Source organism: Streptomyces yongxingensis, from assembly GCF_055597465.1.
This window is the reverse complement of the sequence record NZ_CM145717.1, coordinates 1,418,843-1,445,775: the sequence shown is the minus strand read 5'-3', so window position 1 is coordinate 1,445,775 and position 26,933 is coordinate 1,418,843. Positions and strand designations below refer to the sequence as shown.

Below are 26,933 nucleotides of genomic sequence, written 5' to 3'. Positions count from 1 at the left end.
TGAGTGAGGACTGATGTCGGGTACGGAAGAGAAACTCCGCCAGTATCTGAAGCGGGTCACGGTGGATCTCGGGCAGGCCCGTCAGCGGCTGCGCGAGATGGAGGAGCGGTCCCAGGAGCCGGTGGCCATCGTGAGCATGGCCTGCCGCTATCCGGGTGGCGTCGGCTGCCCCGAGGAGCTGTGGGAGCTGGTGGCCTCCGGTGGTGACGGCGTCACCGCGTTCCCCACCGACCGCGGCTGGGATCTGGAGGGCCTCTACCACCCGGACCCCGACCACCCCGGCACCAGCTATGTCCGGCACGGCGGTTTCCTGGACGGCGCCGACCGCTTCGACGCGGAGTTCTTCGGGATCAGCCCGCGCGAGGCCCTGGCGATGGATCCGCAGCAGCGGTTGCTGCTGGAGGTGGCCTGGGAGCTGTTCGAGCGCGCGGGTGTCGACCCGGTGACGATGAAGGGCAGCCGGACCGGTGTGTACGCGGGCGTGTCCAGCCAGGACTATCTGTCCCGGATGCCGCAGGTCCCCGAGGGCTTCGAGGGCTATGCCACGACCGGCAGCCTGACCAGTGTGGTGTCCGGCCGGGTGGCGTACACCTTCGGTCTGGAGGGCCCGGCGGTGACGGTGGACACGGCGTGTTCGTCGTCGCTGGTGGCGATGCATCTGGCGAGCCAGGCGCTGCGCCAGGGCGAATGCGATCTGGCGCTCGCGGGCGGGGTCACCGCGCTCACCACACCGACGGCGTTCGCCGAGTTCTCACGGCAGCGCGGGCTGGCCCCGGACGGCCGCTGCAAGTCCTTCGCGGCGGCCGCGGACGGCACGGGCTTCTCCGAGGGCGTCGGCCTGGTGCTGCTGGAGCGGCTGTCGGACGCGCGGCGCAACGGACATCGGGTGCTGGCGCTGATCCGGGGCTCGGCCATCAACCAGGACGGGGCCAGCAACGGACTGACCGCGCCCAACGACGTATCGCAGGAACGGGTGATCCGCCAGGCGCTGGCCAACGCGCGCCTCGCCGCCGACCAGGTCGACGCGGTGGAGGCGCATGGCACGGGGACCTCCCTCGGCGACCCGATCGAGGCACACGCACTGCTGGCCACCTACGGACGGGACCGGCCCGGTGAACGGCCCCTGTGGCTGGGGTCGCTCAAGTCCAACATCGGCCATGCCCAGGCGGCCGCCGGTGTGGCCGGTGTGATCAAGATGGTGATGGCGCTCCGCCACGAGACGCTGCCGGTCACCCTGCACATCGATGAGCCGACCCCGCATGTGGAGTGGGAAGGCGGCGGGGTACGGCTGCTGACCGAACCGGTGGCGTGGCCGAGGGGCGAGCGCCCTCGCAGGGCCGGGGTGTCCTCGTTCGGCATCAGCGGCACCAACGCCCATCTGATCCTGGAGCAGGCCCCCGAGCCGAGTAGCCCTGCCGGGCAGGAGGAGCCCGGGCAGGAGGAGCCCGAGCAGGAGGAGCCCGCCGACCGCGGGTCCGAGGCGGTGGCCGTGGCGGTGGCGACGGCGGTGGCGCCCTGGGTGCTGTCCGCCCGTAGCGCCCAGGCCCTGCGGGGGCAGGCGGCGGCGCTCGCCCGGCGGATGGCCACCGATCGGGGGCCGTCCATCGCCGAGGTGAGCTGGTCGCTGGTCACCACCCGCTCGGTGTTCGGCCACCGGGCCGTGGCCGTGGGCGAGACGCGCGAGGAGCTGATGGCGGCCGTGGAGGCGCTGGCCACCGGCGGAACGCACCCGGGCCTGGTCCACCCCGGTGGCGCCGCCGTGGCCGGGGACCTGGGCCCGGTGCTGGTGTTCCCCGGCCAGGGCTCGCAGTGGGCGGGCATGGGCGCTGAACTGCTCGACGCCTCACCCGTGTTCGCCGCCCGCGTGGCGGAGTGTGAGCGAGCCCTGGCGCCGTACGTCGACTGGTCCCTCACCGATGTGTTGCGCGGCGCCGACGGGGCGGCCGACCTGGGCCGTGTCGACGTGGTGCAGCCCGTCCTGTGGGCCGTGATGGTGTCCCTCGCCGCGGTGTGGGCAGGCCATGGCGTACGTCCCGCGGCGGTGATCGGGCACAGCCAGGGCGAGATCGCGGCGGCCGTGGTGGCCGGGGCCCTGTCGCTGGAGGACGGTGCCAAGGTCGTGGCGCTGCGCAGCAAGGCGTTGCGGCGGCTGGCCGGTGGCGGGGCGATGGCCTCCCTGGGAGTGAGCCGTGAGCGGGCCGAGAAGCTGCTGGCCGGGCTGGGCGACCAGACGGCGGCCGTGGGCGTGGCGGCCGTCAACGGCCCCTCGTCCACGGTGATTTCCGGGCCGCCCGAGCAGGTGGCGCACGCCGTGGCGGCGTGTCAGGAGGCGGGCGACCGGGCCCGCCCGATCGAGGTGGACTACGCCTCGCACAGCCCCCAGGTGGACGAGATCGCCGACGAGCTGGCGGAGGCCCTGGCCGGTGTCCGGCCGGTCGCGTCCACCGTGGCGTTCTACTCCACGGTCACCGCCGGCCGGATCGACACCACCGCGCTGGACACCGGCTACTGGGTGACCAACCTCCGTGAACCGGTGCGGTTCGCCGACACCGTCCGGGCGCTGCTGGCCGATGGCCACCGCGTGTTCGTCGAGAGCAGCACCCACCCCGTCCTGACCGTCGGCATGCAGGAGAGCTTCGAGGAAGCCGGAGTGGACGCGGTCACCGTGCCCACGCTCCGGCGCGACCACGGCGGCCCGGCGCGGCTGATCGAGTCGCTCGCCCTGGCCTTCACGGCGGGCGCCGCGGTCGACTGGACCACCCTCCACCCCACCGGCCCCGCCGCCCCGCGTACCGTCGAACTGCCCACCTACGCCTTCCAGCGGGAGCGGTACTGGCTGGCCGACTCGGTGTCCTTCGACACCCGGCCCGCGGCGGACGAGGAGGAGTCCCGGTTCTGGGCCGCGGTGGAGGGCGAGGACCTGAGCACGCTCTCCGAGACGCTGAGCCTCCCGGATGACACCGGCCACCGGACCTCGCTGGGCACCGTGCTCCCCGCGCTCTCGACATGGCGGCGCGCCCGGCGTGAGCGCTCCGCCGTGGACTCCTGGCGCTACCGCGTCGCGTGGTGGCCCGTCGGTGATGCCGCTCCCGCTGCCGAGGGCTCCTGGCTCGTGGTCCACCCGAAGGGCGCCTCCGACGGCTGGGCGGACGCCTGCGTACGGGCGCTGGGCGCGGGCGGCGGCCAGGTGCGGCGGCTGGAGCCGGCCGAGGACACCGACCGGGAGGGGCTCGCCGAACTGCTGCGCTCCTGGCGCGCCGAGGAGCCGCCACCGACGGGCGTCCTGTCGCTGCTGGCCCTGGACGACGGCCCGCCGCCGCTCCCCGGCGTGGCCCCCGGCCTGACCGGCACGCTCACCCTGCTCCAGGCGCTGGTGGACGCCGCCGTCACCGCGCCGCTGTGGTGCGCCACCCGCGGCGCGGTCTCCATCGACGACTCCGATCCCCTGGACGCTCCCCACCAGGCCCAGCTGTGGGGGCTCGGCAGGGTGGCCGCCCTCGAACACCCCGACCGGTGGGGCGGTTTGGTGGATCTGCCCGCGAGCCCGGACACCCTCGACGCGGAGCGGCTGCGGGCTCTGCTCACCGGGGCCTGTGGCGAGGACGAGGTGGCGCTGCGCCCGGCCGGTGCGTACGGCCGCCGACTGGTCCCCGACCCGATCGGCGGCCGTGCCCCGCGGCGCGCCTGGAAGCCCGAGGGCACCGTGCTCATCACCGGAACCGCCGACGGCCCCGCCGCCCATGTCGCTCGCCACCTGGCCGCCGACGGGGCGGAACACATCGTGATGCTGTGCCCGGGAGGTGGCGATGCCCCCGGTGCCGTGGAGCTGAAGGCCGAACTGGACGCGCTCGGCACCGGACTCACCGTGGCCGACCACGCGCCCGCCGACCGGGAAGCCACCGCAGGCGTCGTCGAGCGCGTGGCGGAGGAGAGCGGACGGATCGGGACCATCATCCACACCTCGGCCTCCGGCGAGCTGGCCCCGCTGATGGAGCTCACCCCGCCGCGGCTGGCCGAGGAGATCCGCGCCCATCTGGACGACACCGGGCGCCATCTGGACGAACTCTGCGGTATGGGCCCCGAGAACACCGTGGTCTATTTCTCCACCGTCGCCGCGTCCTGGGGCAGCAAGGACCACGGCTCCTACGCGGCCGCCACCGCCTGCCTCGACGCGCTGGCGCGGCGCGACCGGGCAGACGGACGGCCCACCGTCTCGATCGCGTGGGGGCTGTGGGACCTGCCGTACGGCGGTGACACACCGGACGCGACGACGCCCTCGCCCACCGAACGCTCCCGGCGGCAGGGCCTGTCCCCGCTGCACCCCCGGCCGGCGCTGACCGCACTGCGCCAGGTGCTCGACCACCACGATCCGGGCCTCACCATCGCCGATGTGGCATGGGAGCGCTTCGCGCCGCTGTTCACCCTCGCCCGCCCCAGCAGGCTCTTCGAGGGTGTCCCGGCCGCCCGCCAGGCCATCGAGGCCGCGCGGGGACCCGCGGCGGACACCGGCACCGACGAGGCGTCGGCGCTGCGGCGGGAGCTGGCCGCCCTGCCCGAGGACGAGCGGGTCGAGCGGCTGCTGGCGCTGGTACGCGCCCATGTGGCGGCCGTACTGCACTATCCGGCACCGGAGGCGGTCGAGCCGGACCGCCCGTTCAAGGAGCTGGGGTTCGACTCCATCGCGGCCGTGGAGCTCAGGAACCGGCTGCGCGCCGCCACGGGGCTGAGCCTGCCGACCACGGTGGTCTTCGACTATCCGACACCTCGCACGCTGGCGGGCCATCTGCTGGCCGAGGTGGACCCGGGGGAGGCCGACGCGGCGCATCCGGTGTCCGGACACCTCGACGAGCTCGAGGCCGCACTGGCCGGGCTGCCGGCCGGTGACCCGCGCCGCGCCGCCCTGGTGAACCGGTTGCAGGCCCTGGTGTGGAAGTACACCGCCACCGCGCAGGAGGCCGATGAGCCGACGGACGAGCAGGATCTGACGGCGGCCACCGCCGATGAGGTGTTCGCCCTCATCGACCGCGAACTCGGGGTCTGACCGGCGGATCCGGGCCCCGGGTCCGGACCGCCGGTGCGTCAACTGCTGTGCTCCCGGCGTCGGCTGCTGATCGAGTCGGGGTCCCAGCCCGGTCGGGGAACGGACGACGGCCAGCGCCCTCGCGATCGCGGCGCGTTGGCGCCGGCCGCCGGAGAGCTTGCGGAGGTGAGGTCGTCGGCGCGGTGGCAGGCGACCAGGGCCGTGCCGTGCCGGTCAGCGAGCGTTGCCGGCCGGCTGGAGGCCGCGGGCCAGGTCGAGCAGATCGTCGGCCACCCGCCGGGGGTGCTGGGCGTGCAGATCGTGCTCGGAGTCGAGATATTCACGCATCGTCGCATGGCGCAGATCGGCCGTGGTCTCCCTGACGCGGGAGCGGATGCGGTCCGCCCACTTCGCGTCGGCGCCCTTGGGGATGGCGGGCATCAGCAGGGTGGGCACGTCGATGGCCGCGTACCACGGCCTCGGCGGCTCGTTCCAGATGCTGTGCAGGACCGACATGTGCTGCTCGGTGGACATGCGCCGGGACAGCGACCCGTCCGGGTTCTCCCGCATCGTGGCCACCGCGGCCTCGATCGCCGCCGGGGACCAGTCCGGGTGGATGGCACGGAAGTAGTCGCTCACGCTCTGCACGGTGGCGCCCTCCAAGGACGCCGGCCGCAGCGCCCCGACGAACGCCTCCCAGGAGGAGAACGCCTTGGCCGGCTCCAGCCAGCCGCCGTCCACCAGGGCCAGCGCGGCGACCAGCTCGGGGTGCTCGGCGGTCAGCCGTACCGAGATATTGCCGCCCCAGGAGTGACCGGCCACCACCACCCGGTCCAGCCCGAGAGCGGCGGACGCCGCCACCAGATCCGCGACCGCGGTCGGGGTGTCGTACCCGGTCTCCGGGGCGTCGGAGTCCCCGTGGCCGCGCAGATCCACCGCGTACACCGCATGGCCCGCGGCGGCCAGGTGGTCGGCGACCTCGTCCCACAGCCGGGCACTCGACGCCATGCCATGGACCAGGAGAAAGGGAAGCGGTGCCGTTCCCGGCCGGTGCCGGAAATGCAACTTCACATCGTCGGTTACGGGCACGGAAAGATCCATGACGGAATTCTAGCCGGACCGCCCAATCCGATTCGACCGCTGGGGATGTGATGTATTCCCAGATTAGCGGCGCTTAAGCGGGACGCGAGATGCTGGATGACCGGGTGATTCATACTCTCATGCCGACCCACCTCCCTTGCCGACCGTAGACTCCGAGCTGAAGTGAGGCGCCGTGTATCCCCCGGAATCCAGGTTCGCCCACATCGACAACATCGACCTCACCGACTTGTCCTTCTGGGCACAGCCCTACGGCGACCGCGACGCCGCCTTCGCGGCGCTCCGCGGACGGCCGGAGCCCGTTCTCTTCCGCGAGCCGGTCATGCCCGGGTTCGGGCAGGGTTCCGGCTATTACGCGATGGTGCGGCATGCCGATATCGCCGAGGTGAGCCGGCGCCCGCAGGACTTCGGCTCCGTGCCCACCGCGATCAGCATCATCGATCTGCCGGAGGAGTTCAACAACTTCTTCGGATCGATGATCAATATGGACAATCCCCAGCACGCCCGGATGCGCCGATTGGTCTCCCGCGCGTTCGGCCGGGGAATGGCCGCCGAGTTCGAGGCGGCGTCCCACAAGGCGGCCCGGAAGATTGTCGACGACCTCATCGCGGAAGGGCCCGGCGACTTCGTCCGGAAGGTCGCGGCGATCATGCCGATCGCGGTGCTCAGCGGCATGATGGGGATTCCCGATGATGACTACGAGTTCATTTACGACCGGTCCAATATCATCGTGGGCACCTTCGATCCGGAATATGTTCCCCGGGCCGATCAGGCCACCGCCGCTCTGCTGAAGACCTCCCATGAACTCGCCGACTACATCGCACGGCTCGCCGCCGACCGCACCCGCAACCCCACGGGGGACCTGATCACCCGGCTGGTGCAGGCGCAGATCGACGGTGAGCGGCTGAGCCCCGAAGAGCTCTCGTCCTTCTTCATCCTGCTCGTCGTCGCCGGAATGGAGACGACCCGCAACGCCATCTCGCGCGGTCTGGTGCTGCTCAGCGAGCACCCGGAGCAGCGGAAGCTGTTGCTCTCCGACTTCGAGGGCTACGCGCCGGGCGCGGTCGAGGAGATTCTGCGGGTCGCGACCCCCATCAACTGGATGCGGCGCACCGTCCGGCGCGACTGCGAGGTGAACGGCCACCGCTTCACGGAGGGAGACAAGCTGCTGCTCTTCTACTGGTCGGCCAACCGGGACGAGGACGTCTTCCCCGACCCCTACGCGTTCGACATCACCCGGGACCCCAATCCCCATATGACCTTCGGGTCGGTCGGACCGCACTTCTGCCTGGGTGCCCATCTCGCCCGGATGGAGGTCACGGTGCTCTTCCGCGAGCTGTTCAGCCGGTTGCCGGAGATCCGCACGGTGGGGGAGCCCCGGCGGCTGGTGGCCAGCTTCGTCGAGGCCATCAAGCATGTGGAGTGCGCCTTCTGACCACCTGCCCCGCATCATCAAAAACGCCGCGCGGGAGGGGGCTGATCCCCCTCCCGCGCGCGTTGTGCCCCGCGGGCCGGACTAGGCCGTGGCGCCGTCACCGGAGGTGACCGCGGCGTACGCCTCGGCCAGGTAGTGGCCGAGCTGGGCGGGGGTGGGGTACTCCAGGATGGCGACGAGGGGGATCTCCACGTCGGTGAGCGTCATCAGATTGCGGGTGAGCTCGAGCGCGGTCAGCGAAGTGAGCCCGTTCTCCAGGAAGTTGCTGTCATCGTCCACCACGGTGGGCGCCAGGATGTCGGCCAACTGCGTCCGTACGGTCTCCCGCATGATGTCCTCCCGCCCCTCGGCCGTGGCGATGGCGAGCGCCTGGTGCAGCGCCGCCCCGTCGAGTGCGGTCTCGCTCTTCTCCGTCTGCATCGCGGATCCGTCTCCTTGGGCTTCGGTGGCGTCGCCGGGGGTGTGGTTGTTGACTTTGGTGTGTGCGTTCATGGGTACTCCCGCCTGGTTGGGCCGGTCGGCGTCGGTCACCGACCGCGGTGCGTATGCGGCGTGCTCGAAGGGCCGGAGACGTCATCGAAGAGCCGATGTGTTCCCAGCTCGGAGGCGTGTGCGGTCATCCAGGTCCAGTCGATGTCCGCGATGACCACGGACGCCGTGTCCGCCATGACCGCCTGCCGCAGCAGGGCGGCGGCCGAGCGCTGGGGCAGCGCGGGCAGCCCGTTGGTGCGCAGTTGCTTGGCGGCGCCGGCGGCTGTGTCGGGATCGTCGATCGAGCCCCAGCACACCGATGTCGCCGGAACGCCCCTTGCCCGGCACTCCTGGGCGAGTGCGCTCAAGTAGGCGTGCGCCGGCGCCTGGTTGCCCAGACCCGGGCTGGGCAGGACGCCCACGACCGAGCACCCGAGCACCAAGGCCGACAGCTCATGGTCGCTGCCGAGGGCGCAGAGGTTCACCGCGCCCGCCACCGTGGCCGCCCACTCGTGCTCGATCCGCGCCACCTCCAGCCGCCCCGCCTCGGCGGCCAGGGGCGCCGTGAGATGCAGGACGGCGGTCAGCGGGAACTCCGCGGGAATGCCCGCCACGGCCGTGGCGAGCGCCTCGGGGTCCGCCACATCGAGGGTGGCCACGGACACCCGTACGCCCGAGGCGCCGAGCTCGGCCACCAGGTCGGCGGCCGGTGGCGCGGTGTCGATGAGCAGCAGGTGTTCGGCGCCGTCCTCGGCCGCCCAGCGGGCGGTGTGCGCGCCCAGGGCGGTGGCGGCGCCCGTGATGAGGGCCGTTCCCCGGAGCCGCCGGGCGGAGGTGGTGAGGGCCGTGGGGACATCGCGCACCAGGCGCCGGGCGAAGCAACTGTCGGCTCGTACGGCCACCTCTCCTTCGCCGTACGCCCCGGCCAGCACCCCCGTGAGCCGTCGCCCCGCGCGGTCGTCGAACCTCTCCGGCAGCTCGACCAGCCCGCCCCACCAGCGCGGACGCTCCATCGCCAGCGCGCCGCCCAGGCCCCAGAACCCGGCCTGCTCCGGACGGGACATCCGATCGCCCACGTCGACGCTGACGCCACCGCGGGTGGCCAGCCACACCGGGGCCTCGACCCCGGCCCGCCGCAGCGTCTCGAACAACTCCACGGTCGGGGCGAGCGCCGGGCTCCGCCCGTCGTCGGCCGGGGGGCGCGCGCTTTCCAGGGCCAGCACGGAGAGCACCCCCGCGACCGGCCGTCCGGCGACGGCCTCGGCCATCCGCCGGGCCCGCGCCTCGGCGTCCGGCGGTGTGGAGTCCGACGCCGTGGTGTCCGGGGCGAACGCGACGGTCTCCGCGCCATGGTCGCGCAGCGCGGCGGTCACCGCGTCCACCGTGGCGTCGTCCCCGTCGTCCCCGTCGTCGCCGGACGTCACGACCAGCCAGGTGCCGGTCAGCCGTGGCGTCGGTGGGTCGGGTAGGGGCTTCCAGGCGATGCGGTAGCGCCACTCCCGCTGCCGCCGCCAGGTGGCCAGGGCGGGCAGGATCTCCGCGAGCACCTCCCGCCGGTCGGCCGGGACCTCGAGCGCCCGCGTCAGGGCCGCCGCGTCCGTACGTTCCACGGCATCCCAGAACTCGGCCTCCGCCCAGGTCTCGACCGTGGGCACGGCATCCGCCGGCGCCTCGTTCTCCAGCCAGAAGCGCTGTCGCTGAAAGGCGTAGGTGGGCAGGGCGACGGTGCGGGGCGCCGGATCGGCGTCGAACAGGGCGGCCCAGTCCACGGTGGCGCCCATGGTGTGCATACGGGCCAGGCCGCACATCAGCTCCCGCACCTCGGACCCCTCGCCACGGAAGGGCGACAGCGCCAGCGCGGCCGGGGCGGAGGGCAGCATCGTCCCGGGCCCCAGCTCCCACACCGCACCGGCCTCGTCGAGCGAGGGCATGGGCGGTCGCTCGTACTCCACCGGCCCCCGATCGGCGTCGGCGGCCACCAGCCGGCAGGCGTGGGCGAGGTCCAGAGCACCGGTGATGTGTGCCGCGGCGATCTCCCCGACCCCGCGGCCCACCACCGCGTCGGGGCGCACCCCCACCGAGGCCAGCAGCCGGGCCAGCGCGATGTAGAGGGCGAACAGCCCGGCCCGGGAGGACACGTCGGGTCCCCCCTTCACCCCGAGCAGCCCACCGACCTCGTCGAAGGCCATGGCGAAGACCGGGAACCGGTCGTACAGCCCGGCGCCCGTCCCCGGCGGATGACCGCCCTCGCCACCGAAGGCGAACACCGTCCCGCCCGCCGAAGCCGCCGTGCCGGAACGGGCCACATCGGGCCCCACCACCGCGGGATGCGGCTCACCGGCCGCAAGCGCCGCCAGCCCCGCCCTCAACTCGTCCGGCCCCCGGCCGACCACGACCGCGCGGTGGTCGAACACCGACCGCGTGGTCACCAGCGACCAGCCAACGTCTGCGGGGGACAGCCCGGGAGCGGCCGTATGTGCGGCCAGCGCACGGGCCTGGCCGCGCAGCGCCGCCGCGCCGCGCGCGGACAGCACCCACGGCACCACCTCCGGATCGCGGGGGTCACCGTCGTCGGCGCCCTCCACCGGTTCGGTGAACTGCTCCAGAATCACGTGGGCGTTGGTGCCGCTGGCGCTGAACGAGGACACACCGGCCCGCCGCGGCCGGTCCACCCGCGGCCAGTCCATCCGCTCGGTCAGCAGCCGCACCGCGCCCTTGCGCCAGTGCACCAGCCGGGTCGGCCGGTCGATGTGGAGCGAACGCGGCAGCACGCCCCGGCGCATCGCCATCACCATCTTGATCACACCGGCCATTCCGGCGGCGGCCTGCGTATGACCGATGTTCGACTTGATGGATCCCAGCAGCAGCGGCCGGTCGTCCGGACGGTCCTGCCCGTACGTGGCGAGCAGCGCCTGGAGCTCGATGGAGTCGCCGAACGCGGTACCCGTGCCATGCGCCTCCACCGCGTCCACGTCCCCCGTGGCCAACCGGGCGTTCGCCAGGGCGTCGCGGATCAGCTGCTGCTGGGCGGGGCCGTTGGGCGCGGCCATGCCCGTACTGGCACCGTCCTGGTTGATCGCCGAACCGCGGATCACGGCCAGCACCGGATGGCCGTTTTGCCGTGCGTCCGACAGCCGCTCCAGCAGCAGCAGACCGGCGCCCTCCCCGTACACCATGCCGTCGGCGCCGTCCGCGAACGACCGGCACCGGACATCGGGAGACAACTGGCGCTGGCTGGACGCCACTTGGAACACGCTCGCGGTGTACATGATGGCGGCGCCACCGGCCAGCGCCAGCGTGCACTCGCGCCGCCGCAGCGCCCCGGCCGCCAGGTGCATCGCCACCAGCGACGACGAACACGCGGTGTCCAGGCTGACCGCCGCGCCCCGCAGGCCGAGGGTGAACGCCACCCGGCCCGAGGACACACTGCCCGCGTTGCCGTTGCCCACATGGCCCAGCAGGCCCTCGGGGATCTCGTCCAGACGTGAGGCGTAGTCGTGGTACATCACCCCCGTGTAGACGCCGGTCCGGCTGCCCCGCAGGGTGTGCGGATCGATGCCGGCGCTCTCCGTCGCCTCCCACGCCAGCTCCAGCAGCATCCGCTGCTGCGGTTCGATGGCCGCCGCCTCCCGGGCGCCGATGTCGAAGAACTCCGCGTCGAAGTCGGCCGCGTCATAGATGAAGCCGCCGGCCCGCACGTACGAGGTGCCGTGGTTTTCCGGATCGGGGTGGTAGAGGTTCTCCAGGTCCCAGCCCCGGTCGGTGGGGAAGCTGGAGACGGCGTCCCGCCCGTCGGCCACCAGGTCCCACAGCTCGGCCGGGGTGCGCACCCCGCCGGGGAAGCGGCAGGCCATCCCGACGATGGCGATCGGCTCGTCGAGGTCCTCCCGCACCTCCCGCAGCCGCTGCCGGGTCTCGTGGAGCTCGGACGTGGTCCACTTCAGATAGTCGACGAGCTTTTCCTCGTTGCTCATGAGCCGCCCGCACCCACTGTGCTGCGCGGGCTCAGATCCACCAGCGCCAGCTCATCGGCGGTCAGCGGCGGCTCGGTGAGCTCCGGGAGGACCCGGTCCTTCTGCATCAGCGAAAGGAAGCCGCTGGACGCCAGCTCGGACTGTGGGGCGGTGAGACTGATGACGTCGGTCACCACATCACACACCGCCGAGGAGCGGATCGACCGGTCGGCGATCAGATCGGAGAAGCGCTGCCGCGCCACGGCCCCGCCCGTCAGCCGTGGATCCGTCGTGTTCATCCGGCAGTTGACGTACTCCACGTCCTTGGACGCGGCCATGATCCAGGGGTCGTCCACGGTGGCGCTGATCGCCTGCTGGGCCCGGTGCGTCGTTCCCCCGGCGATCCCGGACCGCTGGAGTTCGGCGTCCAGAGCGGCGGCCGCGCGAGCCGCCGAGCTCATGCCATGCCCGTAGATCGGGTTGAACGCGGCCAGCGCGTCCCCGAGCACCAGCAGCCCCTCCGGCCAGATGTCCAGCCGCTCCGGATACAGCCGCCGGTTGGCGCCGACCCTTGAGACGGCCACCGAGGTCAGTGGCTTCGCGAGCGCGATGAGATCGGCGACCAGCGGATGGCGCAGCGTCCGCGCGTAGGGCAGGAACTCGTCGTCGTGGGTGGGCAGCCCGGCGCCCCGGGTGCACGACAGGGTCACCATCCAGGTGCCGTCCTCCTGGGGATACACCACCCCGAACCGGCCCGGCTCGCGCAGCCGGTGGTCGGCGGCCACATTGACGGCGGGGAATCCGGCGGCGGCGCCCGGCGGGCCCTGGTACACACGGGTGGCGTAGGCGATGCCCGCGTCGACGATGTCCTCCTCCAGCGGCGGCACATCCAGCGCCGACAGCCAGTGCCGGAGCCGGGAACCGCGCCCGGAGGCATCGACCACCAGATCGGCCTCCAGGGTTTCGCCCGCCCCGGTGTCCATGTCGCGCACCCGGACCCCGGTGACCCGTTTGGCATCGCCGACCAGATCGAGGATCTCGGTGCGCTGGCGCACCGCGATCCGCCCGGTGGCGAGCACGCGGTCGCGGACCTTCCAGTCCAGGAACGGACGGGTGCACATCAGGGCGTACTGCCGCGGCGGAAAGCGGTGCTGCCAGCCGTGGGACGTCAAGGTCACGAGGTCCTGATGGAATCCGATCCGGCGGGCGCCCGCGTCGAGCAGTTGGTCGATCATGCCCGGCAGCAGCGTGTCCACGATGCGCGCACCGCTGGACCACAGCACATGGACGTGGCGCCCCTGCGGCGATCCCTTGCGGTGCCGGGGGCCGTCCGGAAGCACATCGCGCTCCACGACGGTGACGCGCTCCAGATGGCGGGCCAGCACATGGGCAGCCAGCATTCCCGCCCAGCCTCCGCCCAGAACGACTCCGTGTGTGGGTTCGGTCATGGTTTTCGCTCTCGTCCCTTCACCGCTTACGGCTTTACATCGGACTGGGGCTGCCCTTGGCCTGGACCATCTTGGCGAGGTTCTGGGTGACCGCCATGAAATGCGCGACCCCGGTGAGTTCGGGGCCGTCGCCCACTTTCGTATCCGTGATGCCCCAGAACGCCTGGGCGTGATGGACCAGACCGTCATCACCGAGTTCGATCACGCCGATGATGCTGAAGGTGAGTTTGGCCGGCGCGTACACCGTGACCGTGGTCGGCACCGCCACCCTGCGGCCGTCCATCGAGGTGACCGGACGGCCCGGGGTCTCGTGCACCTGGCATTCGATGGACCAGGCGATGTGTTCGCGAAGCGCGTCCTTTCCGATGAGCGGGGGCGCGCCGACCGGGTCCTCGAAGACGATATCGTCCGAGAACAGCTCCAATACGGCCTCGACATCACCCTCGTTCATGCGCCGCGCGTATTCCAGAGCCATCCTCTTGAGGGTCGCCTCATCGGCCATGAACGCCTCCTGTGCGGTGCCGGGGTCGTGGGGGATCAGCCGGCGATACCAATGTCCGACCTCCCCCAGAACATCTGCAGTTCCTGAATGAGGCCACCGGCCCCCGCGCGCATCATCAGGACGTAGTCCCAGGTGATGCGGGAGTCCTCCGGGGCGTCCGGGGCCGTCAGCCAGCCGCGCTCGGCGAAGCCGGGGCCTTTGGGCAGATAGTCCATGGTGGCCGTCACCGGCACCAGGACATGCACACCGTCCTGCCCCGCGACCGGCTCACCGGGAATCTCGGTGATACCCGCCGCGGCGAGCTCCTCGAAATGCGCACGAAGGGCGTCCCGTCCGGTCCTGGGCCCCGATCCGACCGGATCCTCGAATGAGACCTCGTCCGCGTAGAGTTCGAGTAGGCCGTCGATATCCGCGGCGTTCATCCGGCGGCTGTGCTCGAGAATGAGCTTCTTCCGGCTTCGCTCATCAATCACCGTGTGCCCCCATGTGCGTGCTCTCCGTCGCTTTCGCTTCGGCCCAGGTCCTGGTCGATGAACTGGAAGATCTCGTCGGCCGTGGCGTCCTGAATACGGCCGGCCGCTTGGCTTTCCTCCGTCCCGCCGCCGTGCAGGGCGCCCAGCTTCGACAGCGTGGACTGAAGACGCTTCAGCAGCGCCTCATGCGCCGTCTCGTCCTGGGCCACGGAAAGCAGCGCGCTTTCCAGCCTGTCGATTTCGCCCAGCATCGGGGGAAGCGGATCCACATCCTCGGGCGCCAATTCCGCGTGCAGATGGGCGGCGAGCGCGGCCGGATTCGGGTGGTCGAAAATGAGGGTGGTGGCCAGCCGCAGCCCGGTCACGGCCGTCAGCCTGTTGCGCAGTTCGATCGCGGTCAGCGAGTCGAAACCGAGCTCCAGGAAGCCGCGCTCGGTCTGGATCCGCCCCGGGTCGGAGTGGCCCAGCGCCGCCGCGGCATGGGTGAGCACCAGGTTGAGCAGCGTACGGCGCTGCTCCTCCACCGGCAGCGCGGCCAGATGACCGGCCCAGTCGGTGTGCGGGCGGGCCGTGGCCGCGGTGCGCCGGGCCGTACCGCCGCCGGTGAGCGCCCGCAGGGGAGCGGGCAGGGTGAGCGCCGGCCGGCCCGCCAGGGCCCGTACGTCCAGGTCGATGGCGATGAGATGGTGGTGGCCGTGGCGCACGGCGGCGTCCAGCAGCCCCAGCGCCCGCTCGCTGGACATCGCCCCGATGCCCGACCGGCTCATCCTGGCCCGGTCCGTCTCCCCCAGATGCCCGGTCATTCCGCTGGCGTCGGACCACAGGCCCCACGCCACCGAAAGCCCCGGCAGGCCGAGGGCGCGGCGCCGGGCGGCCAGGGCATCGCAATAGGCGTTCGCAGCGGCGTAGTTGGACTGCCCGGAGGCACCCAGCGTGCCCGCCGTGGAGGAGAACATCACGAACAGGGACAGCGGCAGCTCCGCGGTCGCGGCGTGCAGATGGGCCGCGGCCGTGGCCTTCGGACGCCACACCCGCGCCAGCCGCTCCGGGGTCTGGCTGGTGAGGACCGCGTCGTCCAGCACCCCGGCCGCGTGGACCACACCGGTCAGCGGATGCGCGGGATCGACCCCGGCCACCAGACCGGCCACCGCGTCCGGGTCGGTGACATCGGCTGCGGCGATCCGTACCTGAGCGCCCAACTCGGTGAGTCGGTCGGTGAGTTCATCGGCCCCGGCGGCCTCCGGGCCGCTTCGGCTCACCAGCAGCAGATGCCTGACTCCCCACGTGCGCACCAGGTGTTCGGCGACCAGAGCGCCCAGGGTGCCGGTGCCACCCGTGATCAGCACGGTGCCCTCGGCGTCGAGTCCGGTGGTCTGCTCTTCGTCCTGGCCGCCGATGGCCGGGCCGGGTGCGGCCGTCGCGCGGACCATCCGGGGCACCAGCATCCGGCCGTCCCGCACCGCCACCTGGGGCTCCTGCGCGTCGACCGCGCGCACCACGGCCTCCACGAGACCCTCCCGGCACTCATCGAGGTCGAGCAGCACAAACCGGCCCGGGTTCTCCGACTGGGCGCTGCGGATCAATCCCCATGCCCCGGCACCGGACGGATCCAGCGCGATGTCGTAGGCGTCGTCGGTGTGGTCGGTGTCATCGGTGTCATCGGTGTCATCGGTGTTTTTGCCTGGACGGCCCGCCGCCACCGCGCTCCGCGTGACGACCACCAGCCGCGTGTCGGCCAGCGCCGGCCGCCGCAGCCAGGACTGCACCAGCCCCAGCAGCTCCTCGGTCGCCCCCAGCCCGTCCCCGTGGCCGCCCCCGGCGGCGGACGGATGGACCAGGACGACGGCAGGGGCGGGCTCACCCGTGTCGACGGCCGCGATCAGCGCTTCCAGGTCCGGATGGCACGCCACGGCAGCGCCCGTGCCCGCCTGGACCGGCTCCGCCAGCCCCAGCCGGTCCTCGCCCAGCACCACCCAACCGCCGTCGCCCACCACCGAAGTGGGGGACGGCGCGGTGGCCGCAGCGGGCAGCGGCGTCCAGTCCAGGGCGAACAGCCCGTCCACGGCACGGGCGGCCGTGCGCAGCCGGTCCGTCGCGGCCGGACGGGTCACGAGCGAGTCGACCGTCAGCACCGGAGCGCCCACCGTGTCCGCCACCGTCAGCCGCAGCGACTGCCGCTCCTCGTCCCGCGACAGCCGGACCCGTACGGTGGCCGCCTCGGTGGCCCACAGGGACACGCCGTTCCAGGCGAACGGCAACCACACCTGGCCGTCGTCCTCCTGCCCCTCGGGCCGGTCCATCAGCAACGACGGATGCAGCGCCGCGTCCAGCAGCACCGGATGGATGCCGAATCCGTCCCGGCCCCCTGCGGCATCGGGCAGCGCCACCTCGGCGAGGACATCCCCGCCATGGCGCCACGCGGCCGTCAGACCTTGGTACGCCGGGCCGTATCCGTACCCCGCCGCCATCACCTGCTCGTAGAAGGCGCCGACGTCCAGCGGCTCCGCGCCCGGCGGCGGCCATACCCCGCCCAGGCCCTCCACCGGTGCGGGGGCGTCGGCGGCGGGTGCGAGTACACCCACCGCATGACACACCCACCCCGCGTCCGGGCCGGGACCGAGGGCCAGGGCGTGGCCGACGCCGTTGGGGCCGCCGGGACGGTCGGGCCGGTCAGGACGCGAGTACATCCGCACCTCGCGCCGACCGTCCTCCGTCGCGGCACCCACCACCACCTGCACCCGCAGGCCACCGGACTCGGGCAGCGCCAGCGGAACCTGCAGTGCCAGCTCCTCCACACCGCCGCAGCCGACCTCGTCGGCCGCCCGCAGCGCCCACTCCACCAGCATCGCGCCCGGCGCCAGCACCGCACCCGCCACCACATGCTCGGCGAGCCATGGATGGGTCCGCGTGGAGATCCGGCCGGTGAGCACGTGGGTGGTGCCGTCGGCGAGTTCCACGGCGGCACCGAGCAGCGGATGCCCGGCGGCCGTCAGCCCCAGATCGGCCGGATCGCCACCCGGACCGCCCTCTCCGTCCAGCCAGTACCGCTCACGCTGGAAGGCGTAGGTGGGCAGGTCGATGACGCGGGGTGCGGGGTCGGTGGGAAACCAGCGGGTCCAGTCGACGGTGACCCCGGCGGTGAACGCCTGCGCCACGGACCGTGCCAGCTGGGCCGGCCCACCGTGGTCGCGCCGCAGGGTCGGGATGGTGACCGCCTCGACCCCCGCCTCCTCGATGCTCTCCTGCATGCCGATGGTGAGGACGGGGTGGGTGCTGGCTTCGATGAACACGCGGTGGCCGTCGTCGAGGAGTGCTCGTACGGCGTCGGCGAAGCGGACGCGTTCGCGGAGGTTCTTGACCCAGTAGGCGGTGTCGAGTCCGCTGGTGTCCATGCGGGTGCCGGTGACGGTCGAGTAGAACGCCACCTGGCCCGGCATCGGCTTGACCCCGGCCAGGAGTTCGTGCAGCTCGTCTGCGATTTGGTCGATTTGGGCGCTGTGGGAGGCGTAGTCGACGTCGATGTGTCGGGCGCGGTGGCCTGCTTGTTGGCAGGCGGTGACGGTGTGGGCGACTTGTTCGGGTGGTCCGGAGATGACGACGGAGCCGGGTCCGTTGACGGCGGCGATGCCGACGTTGTGGGCTGGTTGGCCGAGTTTGGTGAGGAGTTCTTCGGTGTGGTTTTGGCTGAGGGTGAGGGAGGCCATGGCGCCGTGGCCGGTGAGGCGGCGGAGGGCGTGGGCGCGGAGGGCGACGATGCGGGCGCCTTCGTCGAGGGTGAGGGCTCCGGCGATGCAGGCGGCGGCGATTTCGCCTTGGCTGTGGCCGACGACGGCGGTGGGGGTGACGCCGTGGTGGTCCCATACGGCGGCCAGGGAGACCATGACGGCCCATAGGGTGGGCTGGATGATGTCGACGCGGGTGAGGTCGGCGGTGTTGACGCCGCCGCGCAGGACTTCGGTCAGGGACCAGTCGACGTGGGGGGTGAGGGCTTGTTCGCATTCGGTTACGCGGGTGGCGAAGGCGGGTGAGGTGTCCAGGAGTCCGGCGCCCATGCCGAGCCATTGGGAGCCTTGGCCGGGGAAGACCAGGACCGGGCCCGTGCCTGCTGTTCCTGGGCCGCCGCGGGTGGTGGTGGTGCTTGGTTCGATGAGGGTGGGGTGGGTGTCGCCGGTGGCGAGGGCGTGGAGTCCGGTCAGGAGTTCGTCGTGGTGTGTGCCGATGATGACGGCGCGGTGGTCGAAGACGGACCGGGTGGTGATGAGTGACCAGCCGACTTCCGTCGGTGATGCCTCGGGGCCGGTGGCGATCCGTTCGGCCAGTGCCCGTGCCTGACCGCGCAATGCCTCAGCGCCGCGCCCGGACACCACCCACGGCACCACACCACCCGCCGGAACACCACCCGCCGACACACCGCTCCCCGAGGTGTCCGATGCGGGGGCGGCCTCGGCCGGTTCGGGTGCCTGCTCAAGGATCAGATGGGCGTTCGTACCGCTGATGCCGAACGACGACACACCCACACGGCGCGGCCGTCCGTTCGCCGCCCACTCGACCGGTTCGGTCAGCAGCCGCACCTCGCCCGCGCCCCAGTCCACATGCGGTGTCGGCTCGTCGATGTGCAGCGAGGCGGGCAGCACCTCATGCCGCAGCGCCTGCACCATCTTGATGACGCTCGCCACCCCGGCGGCGGCCTGGGTGTGCCCGATGTTGGACTTGATGGAGCCCAGCCACAGGGGGCGTCCCTCCGGCCGGTCCTGCCCATACGTGGCCAGCAGCGCCTGCGCCTCGATGGGGTCGCCCAGCGTCGTGCCCGTGCCGTGCGCCTCCACCGCGTCCACCTCGGACGGCGACAGCCCCGCGTTGGCCAGGGCCTGCCGGATCACCCGCTGCTGCGAGGGCCCGTTCGGCGCCGTCAGACCATTCGACGCGCCGTCCTGGTTGACCGCAGAGCCCCGGATCACCGCCAGCACCCGATGCCCGTTGCGCCGTGCGTCCGACAGCCGCTCCAGCAGCACCAGGCCGACGCCCTCGGAGAAGCCCGTGCCGTCGGCCGCCGCCGCGAACGCCTTGCACCGCCCGTCCGGGGACAGCGCGCGCTGACGCGAGAACTCGGTGAACCCACCGGGCGTGGCCATGACCGTCACCCCGCCCGCGAGGGCCAGCGAGCACTCGTCCTGCCGCAGCGCCTGCACGGCCAGATGCGTGGCCACCAGCGACGACGAGCACGCCGTGTCCACCGTGACCGCCGGCCCCTCCAGGCCGAACGAGTACGACACCCGGCCCGAGACCACGCTGCCGAGGTTCCCGGTGGCTACATAGCCCGCCGAGTCGCTCGTCGTCTGGCCGATGAGCGACAGGTAGTGGTACGAGTCCACCCCGGCGAACACCCCGGTGGCACTGCCGCCCAGCGCCTCCCGCGTGAGCCCCGCGCGCTCGAACGCCTCCCACGCCGTCTCCAGCAGCAGCCGCTGCTGCGGATCCATCGCCGCGGCCTCACGCGGGCTGATCCCGAAGAACTCGGCGTCGAAGTCGGCCACATCGCGCAGGAATCCGCCCTCGCGAGCGCTGCTGGTGCCGACGTGCTCCGGATCCGGGTCGTAGAGACTCTCCAGGTCCCAGCCACGGTCCTCGGGAAACGAGGAGATGACGTCCACGCCCTCGTCCACCACTCGCCACAGGTCCTCGGGGGTCGCCACATCACCGGGGAAGTGGCAGGCCATCCCGATGATGGCGACGGGCTCCCGGGCGCGGTCCTCGACCTCGCGCAACTGCCGCCTGGCCAGACGCAGATCGGCGGTCGCCCGCTTGAGATAGCTGCGGAGCTTCTCGTCATCCGTCATATCGCATCAACCCGATCGTCACGGCTGTCCTGATTCAGCGGTCCTGATCCAGTGGTCCTGGTCCTGGTCCTGGTCCAGCGGTCCTGATTCATCGGAGACTGTCGTCGGAGGGGACGGTCAGCTCGTTGTCGAGCGCCCGGAACAACTCCTCGTCGCTGGCCGACGCCAGATCCTCCTCGGCGTCGTCGTCGCCGTCCGCGTCCTGCCACGGGCCGTCCGCCTTGCGCAGCAACTCCCGCAGCCGGGCCGCGATCCGGGCCCGCTGCTCCCGGTCGGTGATCCCCCCGGCCAAGGCGGCGTCGAGGGAGTCGAGGCCGGTGAGGAGCGAGTCCGCCGACGCCGCCCCGGCCGGGGCGAGGAGCTCCTCCAGCAGCCGCACCACCGCGGTGGGCGTGGGGTGGTCGAAGACCAGCGTGGCGGGCAGCCGCAGACCGGTGGCGGCGCCCAGCCGGTTCCGCAGCTCCACGGCGGTCAGCGAGTCGAAGCCCAGCTCCCGGAAGTTCTGGGCGGGGTGGATGGCGTCCGCCGCGTCATGGCCCAGCACCGTCGCCGTGGCATTGCGCACCAGCTTCAGGAGCGCCTGCTGCCGGTCCTCCCCGGACATGGCGGCGAACGCCTCGGCGGGTGCCGCTCCGCCCGACGCGATGGCTCCGGTGGCCGCCTGTGGGGCGGCGCCGCGCACCAGGCTCCTGAAGAGGGGCGGCAGATCGTCGGCATGGGCCTCACGCCGCATGGTGACCAGGTCGAGCCGGATGGGCGCCAGGGTCGGCAGGCCGCTGTCGAGCGCGAAGTCGAGCAGTGCGAGGCCCTGTTCGGTCTCCAGCCCCACCATCCCGGCCCGCGTCAGCCGTGCCCGGTCGGTGTCGCTCATCCCTCCGGTCATCCCGGTGGTCTGGGCCCAATACCCCCAGGCCAGGGAGGTGGCGGGCAGGCCGCGGGCATGACGGTGCACGGCGAGCGCGTCCAGGAATGCGTTGGCCGCCGCGTAGTTGCCCTGGCCCGCGGCGCCCAGCAGCCCGGCGGCCGCGGAGAACAACACGAACGCCGACAGCCCGGCGTCGCGGGTGAGTTCATGGAGATTCCACGCCGCGTCGGCCTTCGCCCGCAGTACCTCATCGAGCTGATCGGGCGTGAGCGCTTCGACCGTGGCATCGCGCAGCAGCCCGGCGGCGTGGACGACGGCGGTGAGCGGATGGCGGTCGGGAACGGTCTCCAACAGCTTGGCCAGCGCGGCCCGGTCGGCCGCGTCACACGCCACGACGGAGACGTGTGCGCCGAGCTCGGTCAGTTCGGCCACCAGCTCCGTGGCCCCCCGGGCGTCGGGGCCCCGGCGGCTGATGAGCAGCAGCCGACGTACGCCGTGGTGGGCCACCAGATGGCGGGCGGTGGCGGCGCCGAGGGTGCCCGTGCCACCGGTGATGAGGACCGTGCCCTCCGGGTCGAGGGCGGTGGGGAGCGTCAGGACGATCTTGCCGATGTGGCGGGCCCGGCTGAAGTAGCGGAACGCCTCGGGGGCCCGGCGGATGTCCCACAGCGTGGTGGGCAGCGGTTGCAGCGTCCCGTTCTCGAAGAGGGTCGACAACTCGGCCAGCATCTGCTGGACACGGTCCGGGCCCGCGCCGCCGACCAGGTCGAACGCGCGGTAGGCGACCCCCGGATACCGGGCGCCGACCTCCCCGGAATCGCGGACATCGGTCCGGCCCATGTCGATGAAGCGGCCACCGGGCGCCAGTAGCCGCAAGGACGCGTCCATGAAGTCACCGGCCAGGGAGTTGAGCACCACGTCGACGGATCCGGCGGCGGTGCGGAACCGCTCCTCGAAGTCGAGGGTGCGCGAGGAGGCGATGTGGCGGTCGTCGAAACCGCGCTCCCGCAGGGCGTGCCACTTCGCCGGTCCGGCCGTGGCGTACACCTCGGCCTGCCAGTGGCGCGCAAGCTGCACGGCCGCCAGGCCCACCCCGCCGGTGGCCGCGTGCAGCAACAGCTTCTCCCCGGCCCGCAGCCCCGCGAGGTCGGCGAGACCGTAGTAGGCCGTGAGGAAGGCGGACGGTGTGGTGGCCGCCTGTGCGTAGGACCACCCCGCGGGGATCCTGGTGATCATCCGGACGTCGGTGACGACCAGCGGCCCGGTGCCGTTGAACAGGCCCATCACCCGGTCGCCCACCGCGAACCCCTCGGTGTCGGGCCCCACTTCGACGACCACGCCCGCACCGTCGCCGCCCAGTGGCCTGGGGTCCTCCACCATGCCGAGCGCGACGACGACGTCATGGAAGTTCACCCCGCCCGCCCGAAGCGCCACCCGGACCTCGCCCCGGCCCAGCGGGCGGGTGTTGTCCGGGCAGTCGACCAGCGCCAGCTGATCCAGGCTGCCGTGGCCGGTCAGCCCCAGACGCCACGCCGCCGACCCCTCCGGCGGGGTGAGCCGCTTGGCCGCGTCGTCGTGGACCAGCCGCGGTACGTACGCCACACCCTCGCGCAGCGCAAGCTGGGGCTCGCCCGATGCCACGGCGCCGGCCAGGGACCGTAGCGAGGCGTCCCGTCCGTCGAGCTCGAGTCCGTCGACGTCGAGCAGCAGGACCCGGCCGGGGTTCTCCGACTGGGCGCTGCGCACCAGACCCCACACGGCGGATGCGGGCAGATCGTGGACATCCTCATGGCTCTGCGGGGCGACCGCCCCACGGGTGACCACCGCCAACCGTGCGTCGGTGAATTCAGGGGCGGCGAGGAACTCCCGCAGCACCCCGAGGGCCTCCCTGCCCAGGTCATGGGTGCGCTCCACCGGATCGCCCCGGCCATCGGCGGAAGAGCCGAAGAAGGCGAACACCACATCGGGGGCGGGGGCCCCGTCCGCCACGGCCGCCCGCACGGCGGCGAGATCCGGGAGGTGGGAGGCATCGGGCAGCGCGCCGGCCAGGGGGCCGCCGTCCGGGCCGATCACGGCCGAACGGCACGCGGGGGCGCCCTCGGCCGGTGTCATCCGCGTCCAGGCGAGCTGGAACAGCGCATTCCTGCCCGCCGCACGGGCCCGGCCCAACTGCCCGTCCGGCACCGGGCGCAGGATCAGATCGTCCACGACGGCCACCGCCGCGCCGGTCGGATCGGCCGCGAGCAGGGTGAGCCGGTCCGATGCCGTCGGAGTGATGCGGATCCGCAGCGTGTCCGCGCCGGTGGCGCGCAGCCGCAGACCGCTCCAGGTGAACGGGAGCAGGATCCGGTGCGCGTCCTCGGAGTCCGGGGCGACGTCCAGGGCGCGGGCGTGCAGCGCGGCGTCGAACAGGGCGGGATGGATGCCGTACGCGGTCGCGCCCTCGCGCTCCCCTTCGGGCAGGGACACCTCGGCGTAGACATCGCCGTCCAGCCGCCACGCGGCGGTGAGGCCCTGGAAGGACGGTCCGTAGTGGTATCCGTGGTCGGCGAGCCGCCGGTAGAAGTCCTCGACGGGGAGCGGTGTCGCCCCGGGGGGCGGCCAAGCACCGCCCAGGGTATGGGAGTTGGAGGCGGCGGAGGTGGCGAGCGCCCCCGTGGCGTGCCGGGTCCAGGCCGCATCGCCGGTGTCGGCCGCCGGCCGTGAATACACCGTGATCGGACGCTCGCCCGTGTGATCGGGAGCGGCCACGGCGATCTGCACATCGACCGCCTCGCCCTGCGGAATCACCAGCGGTGCGTGCAGGGTCAGCTCCGCCACATGGTCACAGCCGGTCCGCGCGGCCGCGTGCAGGGCGAGCTCGGCGAAGGCGGTGCCCGGCAGCAGAACGGTGTCCAGCACCCGGTGGTCGTTCAGCCAGGGACGGGTTCGCGGCGACAGCCGACCGGTCAGCAGATGGGCGCCGCCCTCCGCGAGTTCCACGGCGGCACCGAGCAGCGGATGCTCAGCGGACCCCAGCCCGAGGTCGCCCGGGTCGCCACTGCGGCCACCCCTCCCGTCCAGCCAGTACCGCCGCCGCTGGAAGGCGTAGGTGGGCAGGTCGATGACGCGGGGTGCGGGGTCGGTGGGGAACCAGCGGGTCCAGTCGACGGTGACCCCGGCGGTGAACGCCTGCGCCACCGACCGCATCAACTGGGCGTGGTCGCCGTGGTCCCGGCGCAGGGTCGGCACCGCGGCGGCGGGCACACCGGCTTCCTCGAAGGTCTCCTGCATGCCGATGGTGAGGACGGGGTGGGTACTGGCTTCGATGAACACGCGGTGGCCGTCGTCGAGGAGTGCTCGTACGGCGTCGGCGAAGCGGACGCGTTCGCGGAGGTTCTTGACCCAGTAGGCGGTGTCGAGTCCGCTGGTGTCCATGCGGGTGCCGGTGACGGTCGAGTAGAACGCCACCTCCGCCTGGACGGGCTCGATCCCCGACAGTATGTCCCTCAACTCATCTGCGATTTGGTCGATTTGGGCGCTGTGGGAGGCGTAGTCGACGTCGATGTGTCGGGCGCGGTGGCCTGCTTGTTGGCAGGCGGTGACGGTGTGGTCGACTTGTTCGGGTGGTCCGGAGATGACGACGGAGCCGGGTCCGTTGACGGCGGCGATGCCGACGTTGTGGGCTGGTTGGCCGAGTTTGGTGAGGAGTTCTTCGGTGTGGTTTTGGCTGAGGGTGAGGGAGGCCATGGCGCCGTGGCCGGTGAGGCGGCGGAGGGCGTGGGCGCGGAGGGCGACGATGCGGGCGCCTTCGTCGAGGGTGAGGGCTCCGGCGATGCAGGCGGCGGCGATTTCGCCTTGGCTGTGGCCGACGACGGCGGTGGGGGTGACGCCGTGGTGGTCCCATACGGCGGCCAGGGAGACCATGACGGCCCATAGGGTGGGCTGGATGATGTCGACGCGGGTGAGGTCGGCGGTGTTGACGCCGCCGCGCAGGACTTCGGTCAGGGACCAGTCGACGTGGGGGGTGAGGGCTTGTTCGCATTCGGTTACGCGGGTGGCGAAGGCGGGTGAGGTGTCCAGGAGTCCGGCGCCCATGCCGAGCCATTGGGAGCCTTGGCCGGGGAAGACCAGGACCGGGCCCGTGCCTGCTGTTCCTGGGCCGCCGCGGGTGGTGGTGGTGCTTGGTTCGATGAGGGTGGGGTGGGTGTCGCCGGTGGCGAGGGCGTGGAGTCCGGTCAGGAGTTCGTCGTGGTGTGTGCCGATGATGACGGCGCGGTGGTCGAAGACGGACCGGGTGGTGATGAGTGACCAGCCGACTTCCGTCGGTGATGCCTCGGAGTCGGTGGCGATCCGTTCGGCCAGTGCCCGTGCCTGACCGCGCAATGCCTCAGCGCCACGCCCGGACACCACCCACGGCACCACACCACCCGCCGGAACACCGTCGCTGTCGCCGTCGGTCGGCACCGTTGCGACGGATGGCGTCCCGGCGGGGGCGGGTGCCTGCTCCAGGATCAGATGGGCGTTCGTACCGGAGATCCCGAACGCGGACACACCGGCCCGGCGCGGACGCTCCCCACGCGGCCACGCAACCGGCTCGGTCAGCAGCCGCACCGCACCCGACGCCCAGTCGGCGTGCGGCGTCGGCTCATCGATGTGCAGTGAGGCGGGCAGCAGCTCATGCCGCATCGCCATCACCATCTTGATCACACTGGCCGCACCGGCGGCGGCCTGCGTGTGCCCCAGGTTGGACTTGATCGAGCCCAGCCACAGCGGCCGGTCCTCCGGCCTGCCCTGGCCGTACGTGGCCAGCAGCGCCTGCGCCTCGATCGGATCGCCGAGGGTGGTCCCGGTGCCGTGTCCGTCGACCGCGTCCACCTCGGCGGTGGACAACCGCGCGTTGGCCAGGGCCTGCCGGATCACCCGCTGCTGCGAGGGCCCGTTCGGCGCCGTCAGACCGTTGCTGGCCCCGTCCTGGTTGACCGCGGAACCCCGGATCACCCCGAGGACACGGCGGTTGCGGCGCTGCGCCTCACACAGGCGCTCCAGGACGATCAATCCCGCGCCCTCGCCCCACCCGGTGCCATCGGCGGCCGCCGCGAACGGCTTGCAGCGGCCGTCCGGCGCCATGCCGCGCTGACGGGAGAACTCGATGAACGCGCCGGGCGTCGCCATCACGGCCACGCCACCGGCCAGGGCCAGATCGCATTCGCCGTTGCGCAGCGCCTGACACGCCAGATGGATGGCGACCAGCGACGAGGAACAGGCGGTGTCCACCGTGACCGCCGGCCCCTCGAGGCCGAGCGAGTACGCCACCCGGCCGGACACCACACTGCCGAGGTTCCCGGGGCCGACATAGCCCTCCACCTCGCTGGTGATGTCGCCGATGACCGACAGATAGTCATGCGAACCCACCCCGGCGAACACCCCGGTGTTACTGCCGCCCAGCGACGCCCGGTTGAGCCCGGCGCGTTCGAACGCCTCCCACGCGGTCTCCAGCAGCAGCCGCTGCTGGGGGTCCATGGCCTGGGCCTCGCGGGGGCTGATGTCGAAGAAGGCCGCGTCGAACTCGGTCGCGTCGTAACAGAATCCGCCCTGGTCCACATAGGACTTCCCATAGCTTTCGGGATCCGGGTCGAACAGCTCCTCAACGCCCCAACCCCGGTCCGTGGGAAAGCCGGAGACGGCGTCCTCGCCGTCCCGCACCAGCCGCCACAGCTCCTCCGGCGACCGCACCCCGCCCGGATAGCGGCAGGCCATGCCCACGATCGCGATGGGCTCCGGCTCGGCGGACTCGGCCTCCCGCAGACGCTCACGGGTCTGGCGCAACTCGGCCGTGACCCACTTGAGGT

At 72.3% G+C, this 26,933-nt stretch carries 8 protein-coding genes and 2 pseudogenes; 2 read left to right on the top strand and 8 right to left on the bottom strand.

All coding sequences use genetic code 11. From position 1 onward, the window contains the following. Positions 1 to 13 precede the first annotated feature (13 nt). Complete coding sequence (locus ACZ6TD_RS05925; protein ID WP_471351366.1) at positions 14 to 5,041, top strand: type I polyketide synthase; 5,028 nt, start codon at positions 14 to 16, stop codon at positions 5,039 to 5,041. Positions 5,042 to 5,254: 213 nt separating this feature from the next. Here ACZ6TD_RS05925 and ACZ6TD_RS05920 read toward each other — a convergent pair whose 3' ends face one another. Next, positions 5,255 to 6,121: an alpha/beta fold hydrolase gene (locus tag ACZ6TD_RS05920; protein WP_471351364.1), complete on the bottom strand. Its 867-nt coding sequence runs from the start codon at positions 6,119 to 6,121 to the stop codon at positions 5,255 to 5,257. Between the two features lie 172 nt (positions 6,122 to 6,293). On the opposite strand from ACZ6TD_RS05920, the gene ACZ6TD_RS05915 reads away from it, so the two are divergent. Beyond that, entirely contained in the window at positions 6,294 to 7,553 is a 1,260-nt protein-coding gene (locus ACZ6TD_RS05915) for a cytochrome P450 (RefSeq protein ID WP_471351363.1), read from the top strand. Between the two features lie 81 nt (positions 7,554 to 7,634). On the opposite strand, the gene ACZ6TD_RS05910 is transcribed toward ACZ6TD_RS05915, so the two are convergent. The 7 genes and pseudogenes from ACZ6TD_RS05910 to ACZ6TD_RS05880 all read right to left on the bottom strand — a co-directional run. Then, complete coding sequence (locus ACZ6TD_RS05910) at positions 7,635 to 8,045, bottom strand: acyl carrier protein (RefSeq protein ID WP_471351361.1); 411 nt, start codon at positions 8,043 to 8,045, stop codon at positions 7,635 to 7,637. A 329-nt stretch (positions 8,046 to 8,374) separates the two neighbouring features. After that, positions 8,375 to 11,998: pseudogene (locus ACZ6TD_RS05905) on the bottom strand (type I polyketide synthase); the annotation flags it as partial. Beyond that, positions 11,995 to 13,425 carry an NAD(P)/FAD-dependent oxidoreductase gene (locus ACZ6TD_RS05900; RefSeq protein ID WP_471351360.1) on the bottom strand — a complete coding sequence of 477 codons (1,431 nt, stop codon included), beginning with the start codon at positions 13,423 to 13,425 and terminating at the stop codon, positions 11,995 to 11,997. The gene ACZ6TD_RS05900 and the pseudogene ACZ6TD_RS05905, both read right to left, overlap by 4 nt. A gap of 34 nt (positions 13,426 to 13,459) precedes the next feature. After that, a complete protein-coding gene (locus ACZ6TD_RS05895; protein ID WP_137981537.1) occupies positions 13,460 to 13,927 on the bottom strand; it encodes a nuclear transport factor 2 family protein in 468 nt (155 codons plus the stop codon). Between the two features lie 35 nt (positions 13,928 to 13,962). Next, entirely contained in the window at positions 13,963 to 14,349 is a 387-nt protein-coding gene (locus tag ACZ6TD_RS05890) for a nuclear transport factor 2 family protein (RefSeq protein ID WP_471351359.1), read from the bottom strand. A 47-nt stretch (positions 14,350 to 14,396) separates the two neighbouring features. After that, positions 14,397 to 20,237 carry a type I polyketide synthase gene (locus ACZ6TD_RS05885; protein WP_471351357.1) on the bottom strand — a complete coding sequence of 1,947 codons (5,841 nt, stop codon included), beginning with the start codon at positions 20,235 to 20,237 and terminating at the stop codon, positions 14,397 to 14,399. A gap of 88 nt (positions 20,238 to 20,325) precedes the next feature. Next, positions 20,326 to 26,919, bottom strand: a pseudogene (locus ACZ6TD_RS05880) (type I polyketide synthase); the annotation flags it as partial. Between the last annotated feature and the right edge of the window lie 14 nt (positions 26,920 to 26,933).